Source organism: Escherichia sp. E4702, from assembly GCF_963883545.1.
In the GTDB taxonomy this organism is placed as follows: Bacteria; Pseudomonadota; Gammaproteobacteria; order Enterobacterales; family Enterobacteriaceae; genus Escherichia.
This window is the reverse complement of the sequence record NZ_CAWORF010000034.1, coordinates 86,556-98,999: the sequence shown is the minus strand read 5'-3', so window position 1 is coordinate 98,999 and position 12,444 is coordinate 86,556. Positions and strand designations below refer to the sequence as shown.

At 52.5% G+C, this 12,444-nt stretch carries 13 protein-coding genes, 2 tRNA genes and 2 rRNA genes; 14 read left to right on the top strand and 3 right to left on the bottom strand.

Going from position 1 to position 12,444, the window contains the following annotated elements; translation table 11 throughout:
* The 4 genes from AACU94_RS20355 to AACU94_RS20340 form a co-directional block, all read left to right on the top strand.
* A 23S ribosomal RNA gene (locus AACU94_RS20355) occupies positions 1 to 212 on the top strand; the annotation flags it as partial.
* A 97-nt stretch (positions 213 to 309) separates the two neighbouring features.
* Positions 310 to 425, top strand: a 5S ribosomal RNA gene (rrf, locus tag AACU94_RS20350).
* Between the two features lie 54 nt (positions 426 to 479).
* Positions 480 to 556 (top strand) — tRNA-Asp (locus tag AACU94_RS20345).
* Between the two features lie 8 nt (positions 557 to 564).
* Positions 565 to 640 (top strand) — tRNA-Trp (locus AACU94_RS20340).
* A 95-nt stretch (positions 641 to 735) separates the two neighbouring features.
* On the opposite strand, the gene hdfR is transcribed toward AACU94_RS20340, so the two are convergent.
* Positions 736 to 1,575, bottom strand: a complete 840-nt coding sequence (gene hdfR / locus AACU94_RS20335; protein WP_130219563.1) for an HTH-type transcriptional regulator HdfR — start codon at positions 1,573 to 1,575, stop codon at positions 736 to 738.
* Positions 1,576 to 1,693: 118 nt separating this feature from the next.
* Between hdfR and maoP the strand changes: the two genes are divergently transcribed.
* A complete protein-coding gene (maoP, locus tag AACU94_RS20330) occupies positions 1,694 to 2,032 on the top strand; it encodes a macrodomain Ori organization protein MaoP (RefSeq protein ID WP_000841001.1) in 339 nt (112 codons plus the stop codon).
* A gap of 24 nt (positions 2,033 to 2,056) precedes the next feature.
* Here the strand turns inward: maoP and AACU94_RS20325 are convergent, their stop codons facing one another.
* A complete protein-coding gene (locus tag AACU94_RS20325; RefSeq protein WP_130219561.1) occupies positions 2,057 to 3,577 on the bottom strand; it encodes a YifB family Mg chelatase-like AAA ATPase in 1,521 nt (506 codons plus the stop codon).
* 350 nt (positions 3,578 to 3,927) lie between these two features.
* Here AACU94_RS20325 and ilvL point away from each other — a divergent pair, with 350 nt between their 5' ends.
* The 9 genes from ilvL to AACU94_RS20280 all read left to right on the top strand — a co-directional run bounded on the left by ilvL (position 3,928) and on the right by AACU94_RS20280 (position 11,444).
* Positions 3,928 to 4,026 carry an ilv operon leader peptide gene (ilvL, locus tag AACU94_RS20320; protein ID WP_001311244.1) on the top strand — a complete coding sequence of 33 codons (99 nt, stop codon included), beginning with the start codon at positions 3,928 to 3,930 and terminating at the stop codon, positions 4,024 to 4,026.
* 86 nt (positions 4,027 to 4,112) lie between these two features.
* Positions 4,113 to 4,163, top strand: coding sequence for a peptide IlvX (gene ilvX / locus AACU94_RS20315; protein WP_001387183.1), 51 nt, complete (start codon positions 4,113 to 4,115; stop codon positions 4,161 to 4,163).
* A 2-nt stretch (positions 4,164 to 4,165) separates the two neighbouring features.
* The gene (gene ilvG, locus AACU94_RS20310) at positions 4,166 to 5,812 is read left to right on the top strand and encodes an acetolactate synthase 2 catalytic subunit (RefSeq protein ID WP_135488526.1); all 1,647 of its coding nucleotides are present in this window, start codon (positions 4,166 to 4,168) and stop codon (positions 5,810 to 5,812) included.
* Positions 5,809 to 6,072 (top strand): acetolactate synthase 2 small subunit, encoded by a 264-nt coding sequence (gene ilvM, locus AACU94_RS20305; protein ID WP_000983255.1) that lies wholly within the window; start codon positions 5,809 to 5,811, stop codon positions 6,070 to 6,072. Before ilvG ends, ilvM begins: the two co-directional genes overlap by 4 nt.
* Before the next feature lie 19 nt (positions 6,073 to 6,091).
* Positions 6,092 to 7,021, top strand: a complete 930-nt coding sequence (gene ilvE, locus AACU94_RS20300; RefSeq protein WP_000208520.1) for a branched-chain-amino-acid transaminase — start codon at positions 6,092 to 6,094, stop codon at positions 7,019 to 7,021.
* A gap of 64 nt (positions 7,022 to 7,085) precedes the next feature.
* The gene (gene ilvD, locus AACU94_RS20295; RefSeq protein WP_001127394.1) at positions 7,086 to 8,936 is read left to right on the top strand and encodes a dihydroxy-acid dehydratase; all 1,851 of its coding nucleotides are present in this window, start codon (positions 7,086 to 7,088) and stop codon (positions 8,934 to 8,936) included.
* A 2-nt stretch (positions 8,937 to 8,938) separates the two neighbouring features.
* Positions 8,939 to 10,483 carry a threonine ammonia-lyase, biosynthetic gene (gene ilvA, locus AACU94_RS20290; protein ID WP_135488525.1) on the top strand — a complete coding sequence of 515 codons (1,545 nt, stop codon included), beginning with the start codon at positions 8,939 to 8,941 and terminating at the stop codon, positions 10,481 to 10,483.
* Between the two features lie 305 nt (positions 10,484 to 10,788).
* Positions 10,789 to 11,106, top strand: a complete 318-nt coding sequence (locus tag AACU94_RS20285; RefSeq protein WP_165383549.1) for a type II toxin-antitoxin system RelE/ParE family toxin — start codon at positions 10,789 to 10,791, stop codon at positions 11,104 to 11,106.
* Entirely contained in the window at positions 11,103 to 11,444 is a 342-nt protein-coding gene (locus AACU94_RS20280) for a helix-turn-helix domain-containing protein (protein WP_130223417.1), read from the top strand. Before AACU94_RS20285 ends, AACU94_RS20280 begins: the two co-directional genes overlap by 4 nt.
* 2 nt (positions 11,445 to 11,446) lie before the next feature.
* Here AACU94_RS20280 and ilvY read toward each other — a convergent pair whose 3' ends face one another.
* On the bottom strand, positions 11,447 to 12,334 hold the full coding sequence (gene ilvY, locus AACU94_RS20275) for an HTH-type transcriptional activator IlvY (RefSeq protein WP_135488524.1): 888 nt from the start codon (positions 12,332 to 12,334) through the stop codon (positions 11,447 to 11,449).
* Between the last annotated feature and the right edge of the window lie 110 nt (positions 12,335 to 12,444).

The window sequence follows — 12,444 nt, the reverse complement described above, 5'->3', positions numbered from 1 at the left end:
GGTTGTCATGCCAATGGCACTGCCCGGTAGCTAAATGCGGAAGAGATAAGTGCTGAAAGCATCTAAGCACGAAACTTGCCCCGAGATGAGTTCTCCCTGACCCTTTAAGGGTCCTGAAGGAACGTTGAAGACGACGACGTTGATAGGCCGGGTGTGTAAGCGCAGCGATGCGTTGAGCTAACCGGTACTAATGAACCGTGAGGCTTAACCTTACAACGCCGAAGATGTTTTGGCGGATGAGACATCGATAAGTAAGCTTGATAACAGATTAGATTAACCGGCGTAAGCGGGTTAATAAAACAGAATTTGCCTGGCGGCCTTAGCGCGGTGGTCCCACCTGACCCCATGCCGAACTCAGAAGTGAAACGCCGTAGCGCCGATGGTAGTGTGGGGTCTCCCCATGCGAGAGTAGGGAACTGCCAGGCATCAAATTAAGCAGTAAGCCGGTCATAAAACCGGTGGTTGTAAAAGAATTCGGTGGAGCGGTAGTTCAGTTGGTTAGAATACCTGCCTGTCACGCAGGGGGTCGCGGGTTCGAGTCCCGTCCGTTCCGCCACCCTAATTAGGGGCGTAGTTCAATTGGTAGAGCACCGGTCTCCAAAACCGGGTGTTGGGAGTTCGAGTCTCTCCGCCCCTGCCAGAAATCATCCTTAGCGAAAGCTAAGGATTTTTTTTATCTAAAATAACCCTCTCCGAAGTAAATCCTTCCACCGGCGTCCTTGCCAGCCATTCAGATTAATACACTTCATCCAGTACGTTAATTTTCAATAGATCTCGAATCAGCGCGTGTTTGTCGCTATTTTGCAGCCATATGGCATAGAGCGGCCGTGAAAGTGTTGTACTGTCGACAACAGTATGCAAACCGCCTTTTTTGCGCGCCCAACTTACCGGTAGCCAGGTGCAGCCATTAAGCATTTCAATCTGTTGTTGTGCCAGTTCAGCAGAACTGGTTGTCAGGATAGGAACTTCATCAGCACCGATCAAACCTGCCTCATGCTGTTGAAAATCCGGTCCCCATTCCAGACGCAGATAGTTAAGATCACCCTTTAACTTAGAGGGGGCGCTGGCATAGAGCGCTAAAGTGAAATGTCCCAATAACTGGCTACTAAATTCGTCCATTTTGGGCGCTTCAGTGGTAATAAGAAGATCAAGTTGACGTTCATGTAGCTGTTTTACCAGAGACTGTCGTTGGGCAATCCGCGCTTCAAATTGCAGGCCTGTGTGGGCATCCTGATTCTGATACAAGCGCCCCAGCCACTGATTAAGCATACACTCCCACAGCGAGGCGCTGGCACCAATAGAAAACTCATTATGTCGTGAGGTATGCGCCACCTCCTTGCGGGCGGCCTGCCAGGTGCTCATTAGCGTTTCTGCATAAGGCAGAAGCTTTTCTCCGGCAGCGGTTAAACGGATATTGTTTCTGTGGCGGGTGAAAAGATTCACACCCAGTTGATTTTCCAGTTGTCTGATTCGAAAGCTCACGGCTGATTGGGTCAGATAGAGCGATTCAGCAGCTCGACCAAAGTGACGCGTTCGGCTAACTTCCAGGAAAGTTTTTAACAATTCCGTATCCACAGTGCTCTCCGCAAAATTATTTGTCGTTATGATTTAAATGTTTTGTTTTACACTCTGTCAAGCGTAACTAATACTCCGCGCCATAACTAGCTCGGTCAAAGAATTAGGAGCGTGCAGGATGGCGGAAAGCTTTACGACGACTAATCGATATTTCGACAATAAACATTATCCACGTGGATTCTCTCGTCATGGTGATTTCACCATCAAAGAGGCACAACTGCTTGAACGTCATGGTTATGCCTTCAATGAGCTGGATCTCGGCAAACGCGAGCCGGTTACCGAGGAAGAGAAACTCTTCGTAGCAGTATGCCGTGGCGAACGTGAGCCAGTGACAGAAGCAGAACGCGTGTGGTCCAAGTATATGACGCGTATTAAGCGTCCAAAACGTTTTCATACCCTTTCCGGCGGTAAACCGCAGGTTGAAGGAGCTGAAGACTACACCGATTCCGACGATTAATAAAAAGGGCGAAATGCCCTTTTTTTATGTCAGCAGTTTTTGCAAATGGATGAGCAAGCGGTCAATCGCACGATAGCTAACTGCCTCCTGCAAATGCTGCCGTGTGATAATGTCAGATTGATCAATATCAGCAATGGTTCGTGCAACTTTCAGTAACCGCTGCCAGGCACGAATCGATAATCCCAGATGGATCAGCGTTTCTTCCAGCCACTGCGCATCTGCGCTCTCAAGCTTGCAGAATTGGCGTATTTCCGGGCTATCCAGCCAGGCATTCAGTTTATTCTGCCGCTTAAATTGGCGCTCTCTGGCGGCCATTACACGTTGTTTAACGGTGGCGCTGCTTTCTCCCGGCACTACCGTTTTACTCAAAATGCCGGGGGGCGGTAGTGGGATCTCCAGTGAGAGGTCAAAGCGGTCGAGAAAGGGCCCCGAGAGCCGGTTGAGATAACGTAATGTTTGTTCTGGTGTGCAGCGGTTATGGTTTCCCTGATAATGTCCGGTAGGGCTGGGATTCATCGCCGCGACAAGCTGGAAACGGGCCGGATAGGTTATTTTGGCCCGCGTGCGTGAAAGATGGATCTGTCCAGACTCAATGGGTTCCCGCAAGGCATCCAATGTACGCCGTTCAAATTCAGGTAGCTCATCCAGAAAAAGCACGCCGTTATGCGCCAGCGAAATTTCACCTGGCCCTGGAATTGCACCACCGCCCACCATCGCAGTTAACGACGCACTGTGATGCGGTGAGCGGAACGGGCGCTGCCGCCATTGTTTTTGCACTGACTCGGCACTCACCAGGCTTAATATTGCGGCACTTTCCAGAGCTTCTTCATTACTTAAATCTGGCAATAAGCCATTAATACGGCTGGCGAGCATTGTTTTACCTGTTCCTGGTGGCCCAATCAGTAAAAGGTTGTGGCCCCCTGCGGCGGTAATTTCCAGCCCTCGCTTTCCTTGCTCCTGACCGACAACATCACTGAGATCATGTTGTAATATCCGGGATGCAACATCAGTTGGTGACGGGCGTTCGAGAGCATGCTTGCCTTCCAGAAACGCACAGACAGCCTGCAGATGATCGGCTATCAGGCATCCTTCACCGTTAATTAGCCCCACTTCATCTTCGTTATCTTTCGCGACGATAATTTTTCTGCCCGACTTAATGGCTTCAGTTGCACTGGAGATTGCGCCAGGAACGCCGCGCAGAGCGCCTGTAAGCGCCAGTTCCCCGACTAATTCATATTCATGCAACTTATTGGCTGTAAGCTGTTCAGAGGCTGCCAGCAAAGCAACAGCGATAGGTAAATCATATCGCCCTCCTTCTTTCGGCAGGTCGGCTGGTGCAAGGTTAATGGTGATTTTTTTTGCCGGATATTCATATCCGCTATTGATAATGGCGCTGCGCACGCGATCGCGTGCTTCTTTTACCGTTGTTTCTGGTAAGCCCACCATCGTTAATCCTGGTAGACCTTTACTGATATGAACCTCAACAGTGATCGGGGGAGCGTTTACCCCCAGAGCCGCACGAGTATGAACAATTGACAGTGACATAAGCCCTCCTTGAGCCACCATTATGTGCATAAGAGATCACTGCTGTAGTCTGCCAAATTGCGTTAATTAGCGGCTGATTCCCGTTTATTTATGCAACGTGATCTGAGTTGTATGAGTGATGGAATAACTCTCGCAAAAATGAGAAGTAAAAAAATTAGCCTCTGAGTGAGGGCAAGAAATATACGGAAATTGAATTTTTTTCACTCACCTTTTTTTATATAAAAAACAATGCTTTTTATCGAAATGATTGGGAATACAACAAAACGTGATTAAAAAATATCTTGTGCCATTCGCAAAATCTATGGTAACTCTTTAGGCATTCCTTCGAACAAGATGCAAGAAAAGACAAAATGACAGCCCTTCTACGAGTGATTAGCCTGGTCGTGATTAGCGTGGTGGTGATTATTATCCCACCGTGCGGGGCTGCACTTGGACGAGGAAAGGCTTAGAGATCAAGCCTTAACGAACTAAGACCCCCGCACCGAAAGGTCCGGGGGTTTTTTTTGACCTTAAAAACATAACCGAGGAGCAGACAATGAATAACAGCACAAAATTCTGTTTCTCAAGATTCAGGACGGGGAACTAACTATGAATGGCGCACAGTGGGTGGTACATGCGTTGCGGGCACAGGGTGTGAATACCGTTTTCGGTTATCCGGGTGGCGCAATTATGCCGGTTTACGATGCATTGTATGACGGCGGCGTGGAGCACTTGCTGTGCCGACATGAGCAGGGAGCGGCAATGGCGGCTATCGGCTATGCCCGTGCTACTGGCAAAACTGGCGTATGTATCGCCACGTCTGGTCCGGGCGCAACCAACCTGATAACCGGGCTTGCGGACGCGCTGTTAGATTCCATCCCTGTCGTTGCCATCACCGGTCAGGTGTCCGCACCGTTCATCGGTACCGACGCATTTCAGGAAGTGGATGTCCTGGGATTGTCGTTAGCCTGTACCAAGCACAGCTTTCTGGTGCAGTCGCTTAAAGAGTTGCCGCGCATTATGGCTGAAGCATTCGAAGTTGCCAGCTCAGGTCGTCCTGGTCCGGTTCTGGTCGATATTCCAAAAGATATCCAGCTAGCCAGCGGTGACCTGGAACCCTGGTTCACCACCGTTGAAAACGAAGTGACTTTCCCACATGCCGAAGTCGAGCAAGCGCGCCAGATGCTGGCAAAAGCGCAAAAACCGATGCTGTACGTTGGCGGTGGCGTGGGCATGGCGCAGGCAGTTCCCGCTTTGCGTGAATTTCTCACTGCCACAAAAATGCCTGCCACCTGCACGTTGAAAGGGCTGGGCGCAGTTGAAGCGGATTATCCGTACTATCTGGGAATGCTGGGAATGCACGGCACCAAAGCGGCGAACTTCGCGGTGCAGGAATGTGATTTACTGATCGCCGTAGGTGCACGTTTTGATGACCGGGTGACCGGCAAGCTGAACACCTTCGCACCGCACGCCAGTGTTATCCATGTGGATATCGACCCGGCAGAAATGAACAAGCTGCGTCAGGTGCATGTGGCATTACAGGGTGATTTAAATGCTCTGTTACCAGCATTACAGCAGCCGTTAAATATCAATGACTGGCAGCAATACTGCGCGCAGCTGCGTGATGAACATGCCTGGCGTTACGACCATCCCGGTGACGCTATCTACGCGCCGTTGTTGTTAAAACAACTGTCGGATCGTAAACCTGTAGATTGCGTTGTGACCACAGATGTGGGGCAGCATCAGATGTGGGCTGCGCAGCACATCGCCCACTCTCGCCCGGAAAATTTCATCACCTCCAGCGGCTTAGGCACTATGGGATTCGGTTTACCGGCAGCGGTTGGCGCGCAAGTCGCACGACCGAACGATACCGTCGTCTGTATCTCCGGTGACGGCTCTTTCATGATGAATGTGCAAGAGCTGGGCACCGTAAAACGCAAGCAGTTACCGTTGAAAATCGTCTTACTCGATAACCAACGGTTAGGGATGGTTCGACAATGGCAGCAACTGTTTTTCCAGGAACGATATAGCGAAACCACCCTTACCGATAATCCCGATTTCCTCATGTTAGCCAGCGCCTTCGGCATCCCTGGCCAACACATCACCCGTAAAGACCAGGTTGAAGCGGCACTCGACACCATGCTGAACAGTGATGGGCCATACCTGCTTCATGTCTCAATCGACGAACTTGAGAACGTCTGGCCGCTGGTGCCGCCTGGTGCCAGTAATTCAGAAATGTTGGAGAAATTATCATGATGCAACATCAGGTCAATGTATCGGCTCGCTTCAATCCGGAAACCTTAGAACGTGTTTTACGCGTGGTGCGTCATCGTGGTTTCCACGTCTGCTCAATGAATATGGCCGCCGCCAGCGATGCACAAAATATAAATATCGAATTGACCGTTGCCAGCCCACGGTCGGTCGACTTACTGTTTAGTCAGTTAAATAAACTGGTGGACGTCGCACACGTTGCCATCTGCCAGAGCACAACCACATCACAACAAATCCGCGCCTGAGCGCAAAAGGAATATAAAAATGACCACGAAGAAAGCTGATTACATTTGGTTCAATGGGGAGATGGTTCGCTGGGAAGACGCGAAGGTGCATGTGATGTCGCACGCGCTGCACTATGGCACCTCGGTTTTTGAAGGCATCCGTTGCTACGACTCGCACAAAGGACCGGTTGTATTCCGCCATCGTGAGCATATGCAGCGTCTGCATGACTCCGCCAAAATCTATCGCTTCCCGGTTTCGCAGAGCATTGATGAGCTGATGGAAGCTTGTCGTGACGTGATCCGCAAAAACAATCTCACCAGCGCCTATATCCGTCCGTTGATCTTCGTCGGTGATGTTGGCATGGGCGTAAACCCGCCTGCGGGATACTCAACCGACGTGATTATCGCTGCTTTCCCGTGGGGAGCGTATCTGGGCGCAGAAGCGCTGGAGCAGGGGATCGATGCGATGGTTTCCTCCTGGAACCGCGCAGCACCAAACACCATCCCAACCGCGGCAAAAGCCGGTGGTAACTACCTCTCTTCCCTGCTGGTGGGTAGCGAAGCGCGCCGCCACGGTTATCAGGAAGGTATCGCGTTGGATGTGAATGGTTACATCTCTGAAGGCGCAGGCGAAAACCTGTTTGAAGTGAAAGACGGTGTGCTGTTCACCCCACCGTTCACCTCATCCGCACTGCCGGGGATTACCCGTGATGCCATCATCAAACTGGCGAAAGAGCTGGGAATTGAAGTGCGTGAGCAGGTGCTGTCGCGCGAATCCCTGTACCTGGCGGATGAAGTGTTTATGTCCGGTACGGCGGCAGAAATCACGCCAGTGCGCAGCGTAGACGGTATTCAGGTTGGCGAAGGCCGTTGTGGCCCGGTCACCAAACGCATCCAGCAAGCCTTCTTCGGCCTCTTCACCGGCGAAACCGAAGATAAATGGGGCTGGTTAGATCAAGTTAATCAATAAATACAAAAAATGGGACGGCACGCACCGTCCCATTTACGAGACAGACACTGGGAGTAAATAAAGTATGCCTAAGTACCGTTCCGCCACCACCACTCATGGTCGTAATATGGCGGGTGCTCGTGCGCTGTGGCGCGCCACCGGAATGACCGACGCCGATTTCGGTAAGCCGATTATCGCGGTTGTGAACTCGTTCACCCAATTTGTACCGGGTCACGTCCATCTGCGCGATCTCGGTAAACTGGTCGCCGAACAAATTGAAGCGGCTGGCGGCGTTGCCAAAGAGTTCAACACCATTGCGGTGGATGATGGGATTGCCATGGGCCACGGGGGGATGCTTTATTCACTGCCATCTCGCGAACTGATCGCTGATTCCGTTGAGTATATGGTCAACGCCCACTGCGCCGACGCTATGGTCTGCATCTCTAACTGTGACAAAATCACCCCGGGGATGCTGATGGCTTCCCTGCGCCTGAATATTCCGGTGATCTTTGTTTCCGGCGGCCCGATGGAGGCCGGGAAAACCAAACTGTCCGATCAGATCATCAAGCTCGATCTGGTTGATGCGATGATCCAGGGCGCAGACCCGAAAGTCTCTGACTCCCAGAGCGATCAGGTTGAACGTTCCGCCTGCCCAACCTGCGGTTCCTGCTCCGGGATGTTTACCGCTAACTCAATGAACTGCCTGACCGAAGCGCTGGGCCTGTCGCAGCCGGGCAACGGTTCGCTGCTGGCGACCCACGCGGATCGTAAGCAACTGTTCCTTAACGCCGGTAAACGCATTGTTGAGCTGACCAAACGTTACTATGAGCAAAACGACGAAAGTGCACTGCCGCGCAATATCGCAAGCAAAGCGGCGTTTGAAAACGCCATGACGCTGGATATCGCGATGGGCGGCTCTACCAACACCGTTCTTCACCTGCTGGCGGCGGCGCAGGAAGCGGAAATCGACTTCACCATGAGTGATATCGATAAGCTCTCCCGCAAAGTACCGCAGCTGTGTAAAGTTGCGCCGAGCACCCAGAAATACCATATGGAAGATGTTCACCGAGCTGGTGGTGTTATCGGTATTCTCGGTGAACTGGATCGCGCGGGATTACTGAACCGTGATGTAAAAAACGTACTTGGCCTGACGTTGCCGCAAACGCTGGAACAATACGACGTTATGTTGACCCAGGATGACGCGGTAAAAAATATGTTCCGCGCAGGCCCTGCTGGCATTCGTACTACACAGGCATTCTCGCAGGATTGCCGTTGGGATTCTCTCGATGATGACCGCGCCAACGGCTGTATCCGCTCGCTGGAACACGCCTACAGCAAAGACGGCGGCCTGGCGGTGCTCTACGGTAATTTCGCAGAAAACGGCTGCATCGTGAAAACCGCAGGCGTCGATGACAGCATCCTCAAATTCACCGGCCCGGCGAAAGTGTACGAAAGCCAGGATGACGCGGTTGAAGCGATTCTCGGCGGTAAAGTTGTCGCCGGAGATGTGGTAGTAATTCGCTATGAAGGCCCGAAAGGCGGTCCGGGGATGCAGGAAATGCTCTACCCAACCAGCTTCCTGAAATCAATGGGTCTCGGTAAAGCCTGTGCGCTGATCACCGACGGTCGTTTCTCTGGCGGCACCTCTGGCCTTTCTATCGGCCACGTCTCACCGGAAGCGGCAAGCGGCGGCAGTATTGGCCTGATTGAAGATGGCGACCTGATCGCTATCGACATTCCGAACCGTGGCATTCAGTTACAGGTAAGCGATGCCGAACTGGCGGCGCGTCGTGAAGCGCAGGAAGCCCGTGGCGACAAAGCCTGGACGCCGAAAAATCGTGAACGGCAGGTTTCCTTTGCCCTGCGCGCCTACGCCAGCCTGGCAACCAGCGCCGACAAAGGTGCGGTGCGCGATAAATCGAAACTGGGGGGTTAATAATGGCTGACTCACAACCCCTGTCCGGTGCCCCGGAAGGTGCCGAATATTTAAGAGCGGTGCTACGCGCACCGGTCTACGAGGCGGCGCAGGTTACGCCGCTACAAAAAATGGAAAAACTGTCGTCGCGTCTTGATAACGTGATTCTGGTGAAGCGCGAAGATCGCCAGCCAGTTCATAGCTTTAAGCTGCGCGGTGCATACGCCATGATGGCGGGCCTGACGGAAGAACAGAAAGCGCACGGCGTGATCACCGCTTCTGCGGGTAACCACGCACAGGGTGTGGCGTTTTCTTCCGCACGGTTAGGCGTGAAGGCCCTGATCGTCATGCCAACCGCCACCGCTGACATCAAAGTTGATGCGGTACGCGGCTTCGGCGGCGAAGTGCTGCTTCATGGTGCGAACTTCGATGAAGCGAAAGCCAAAGCGATTGAATTGTCTCAGCAGCAGGGCTTCACCTGGGTGCCGCCATTCGACCATCCGATGGTGATCGCTGGGCAAGGCACGCTGGCGCTGGAACTGCTCCAGCAGGATGCCCATCTTGATCGCGTATTTGTGCCAGTCGGCGGCGGTGGTCTGGCTGCGGGCGTGGCGGTGCTGATCAAACAGCTGATGCCGCAAATCAAAGTGATCGCCGTAGAAGCGGAGGATTCCGCCTGCCTGAAAGCGGCGCTGGATGCGGGTCATCCGGTTGATTTGCCGCGCGTAGGGCTGTTTGCCGAAGGTGTTGCGGTAAAACGCATCGGCGATGAAACCTTCCGTTTGTGCCAGGAGTATCTCGACGACATCATCACCGTCGATAGCGATGCTATCTGTGCGGCGATGAAAGACCTGTTCGAAGATGTGCGCGCGGTGGCGGAGCCGTCTGGCGCGTTGGCGCTGGCGGGAATGAAAAAATATATCGCCCAGCACAACATTCGCGGCGAACGACTGGCGCATGTACTTTCGGGGGCAAACGTCAATTTCCACGGCCTGCGCTACGTCTCGGAACGCTGCGAACTGGGCGAACAGCGTGAAGCGTTGCTGGCGGTGACCATCCCGGAAGAAAAAGGCAGCTTCCTCAAATTTTGCCAGCTACTTGGCGGGCGTTCGGTCACTGAGTTCAACTATCGCTTTGCCGATGCCAAAAACGCCTGCATCTTTGTCGGCGTGCGCTTAAGCCGCGGCCTCGAAGAGCGCAAAGAAATTTTGCAGATGCTCAACGATGGCGGCTACAGCGTGGTTGATCTCTCCGACGACGAAATGGCGAAGCTGCATGTGCGCTATATGGTCGGCGGGCGTCCATCGCATCCGTTGCAGGAACACCTCTACAGCTTCGAATTCCCGGAATCACCGGGCGCGCTGCTGCGCTTCCTCAACACGCTGGGTACGCACTGGAACATTTCTCTGTTCCATTATCGCAGCCACGGTACCGACTACGGGCGCGTACTGGCGGCGTTCGAACTTGGCGACCATGAACCGGATTTCGAAACCCGGCTAAATGAGCTGGGCTACGATTGCCACGACGAAACCAATAACCCGGCGTTCAGGTTCTTTTTGGCGGGTTAACTCAGCTTTTCGGTTTTCAGGCCCACAAAGTAAAGTGGGCCTAATATCCAGATATGATCTTCCCTCAGTTATTGGGCTTTTCTGCCAGTCCGAAGCATCCACTCATTCAATTTTGCGAGACGTTTTCCAGAAGGCGCTCAATCTGCTTGTGGTGAAACTCGGCTCACCATATCGTTAGCATCGCCATTTTGGTTATTTGTGCACCGCTATCACTTGCGCCTGTTAAAAGTAGTGTATAAAATTTTATACACAAGGATGTTATGTTACTCACCCGAGCTCTCCCCAATGAAAAAGAAATTCGATGGGTGGGATCTTCTCTGGAGGATCTCTTGGCTTTTCCCATAACGGTACGTAAAGCAGTTGGTTATCAGCTTCACAAAATTCAGTATGGAATTGAACCTGATGACTGGAAACCGTTTTCAGAAATTGGGGCTGGGGTAAATGAAATTCGTATTCGTGACAACAATGGCATCTATCGCGTTATGTATGTTGCGAAGTTCGTAGAAGCGCTCTACGTTTTGCATAGTTTCCAGAAACAGACGCAACAAACCAGTCAGCACGATAAAAACATCGCCAGAACGCGTTATAACCGGGTGGTGCAACAACGGAGAAACAGCCAGTGATTGCCAAAACTGATAGTGATATTCGCCATGTGACGCCATCTGGCGGTAATGTTTTTGCTGATTTGGGGTTTGATAAGCAGGAAGCAGAAAAGCTTTACGCTGATTCCCTGAGTGAAATCGAAAATACATTAGCCATCAAAGAACAGCTCATGGAAGAAATTACCCTCTGGATTAAGCAAAACCAGATGAAGCAAGCCGAGGTGGCAACCGTTTTACATATATCACGGCCGCGCGTTTCGGATGTCGTCAACAAGAAATGCAGCAAATTCACCATCGATGCTCTGGTGAATATGCTTAGCCGTATTGGTAAGCCCGTTAGGGTAATGGTGGGGCCATAAAACTAATTCGGCAAAATCTTCCAGAACGCCTCAATCAGCGGCTCATGCAGCCGCTTTTTTTGTGCACACACGCCCAGTTCAAACGGCGTTTTCTCATCGCTGCGCTCTAAAATCATTACGCGGTTACGCACCGGTTCCGGGCTGTTTTCCAGCACCACTTCTGGCAACAAGGCCACGCCGCAGCCGAGCGCCACCATCGAAACCATCGCTTCATGCCCGCCAACCGTGGCGTAAATCATCGGGTTGCTGATTTTGTTGCGTCGGAACCACAGTTCAATGCGGCGGCGCACCGGCCCCTGATCGGCCATGATGAACGGTATTGTTGACCAGTCCGGTTGCTCTACCGAAACTTGATTGCGCACCGGGCACGGTAGGGCAGGCGCGATCAGCACTACCGCCAGATTCTCCAGCATCGAAAACGCCACCGCGCCTGGCAGAGTCTCCGGCTTCCCGGCAATCGCCAAATCTGCTTCGCCAGTGACGACCTTTTCCATCGCATCTGCCGCATCACCGGTAGTGAGTTTGATCTCCACCGACGGGTGTTCCGCGCGGAAGCGATCCAGAATCGGCGGCAGATGGCTGTAGGCAGCGGTGACCGAGCAGAAGATATGCAGCTCGCCGGAGAGCGACGGACCTTGCTGATCGATGGTGTGGCGCAATTGCTGATACTGCAACAGTGTTTGCTGGGCGAAAACGCGCAGTTCTTCGCCCGCTTCCGTCAGCGTTACCGTGCGGTTATCGCGCACAAACAGCGGCTGACCGAGATCTTCTTCCAGGCGCTGAATCTGCCGTGAGAGCGTGGATGGGCTAACGTGCATCGCCCGCGCGCTGCGGCCAAAATGGCGGCTTTCCGCCAGATGCAGGAAGGTTTTCAGATCGCGTAAATCCAATGGCGCAGCCCTCAATGTTGACGTTGCAGAAATTGCAATGTGACGTTGTGAATATATCAATTTCCGCAATAAATTTCCTGTCATATAGTGAATTCAATCTCGCAAACGCG

Excerpts from the sequence above, each read along its gene's own strand:
- ilvG (WP_135488526.1), top strand. The coding sequence starts at position 4,166 with ATGAATGGCGCACAGTGGGTGGTACATGCGTTGCGGGCACAGGGTGTG.
- ilvA (WP_135488525.1), top strand. The coding sequence starts at position 8,939 with ATGGCTGACTCACAACCCCTGTCCGGTGCCCCGGAAGGTGCCGAATAT.
- ilvM (WP_000983255.1), top strand. The coding sequence starts at position 5,809 with ATGATGCAACATCAGGTCAATGTATCGGCTCGCTTCAATCCGGAAACC.
- ilvE (WP_000208520.1), top strand. The coding sequence starts at position 6,092 with ATGACCACGAAGAAAGCTGATTACATTTGGTTCAATGGGGAGATGGTT.
- AACU94_RS20325 (WP_130219561.1), bottom strand. The coding sequence starts at position 3,577 with ATGTCACTGTCAATTGTTCATACTCGTGCGGCTCTGGGGGTAAACGCT.
- maoP (WP_000841001.1), top strand. The coding sequence starts at position 1,694 with ATGGCGGAAAGCTTTACGACGACTAATCGATATTTCGACAATAAACAT.
- ilvL (WP_001311244.1), top strand. The coding sequence starts at position 3,928 with ATGACAGCCCTTCTACGAGTGATTAGCCTGGTCGTGATTAGCGTGGTG.
- ilvD (WP_001127394.1), top strand. The coding sequence starts at position 7,086 with ATGCCTAAGTACCGTTCCGCCACCACCACTCATGGTCGTAATATGGCG.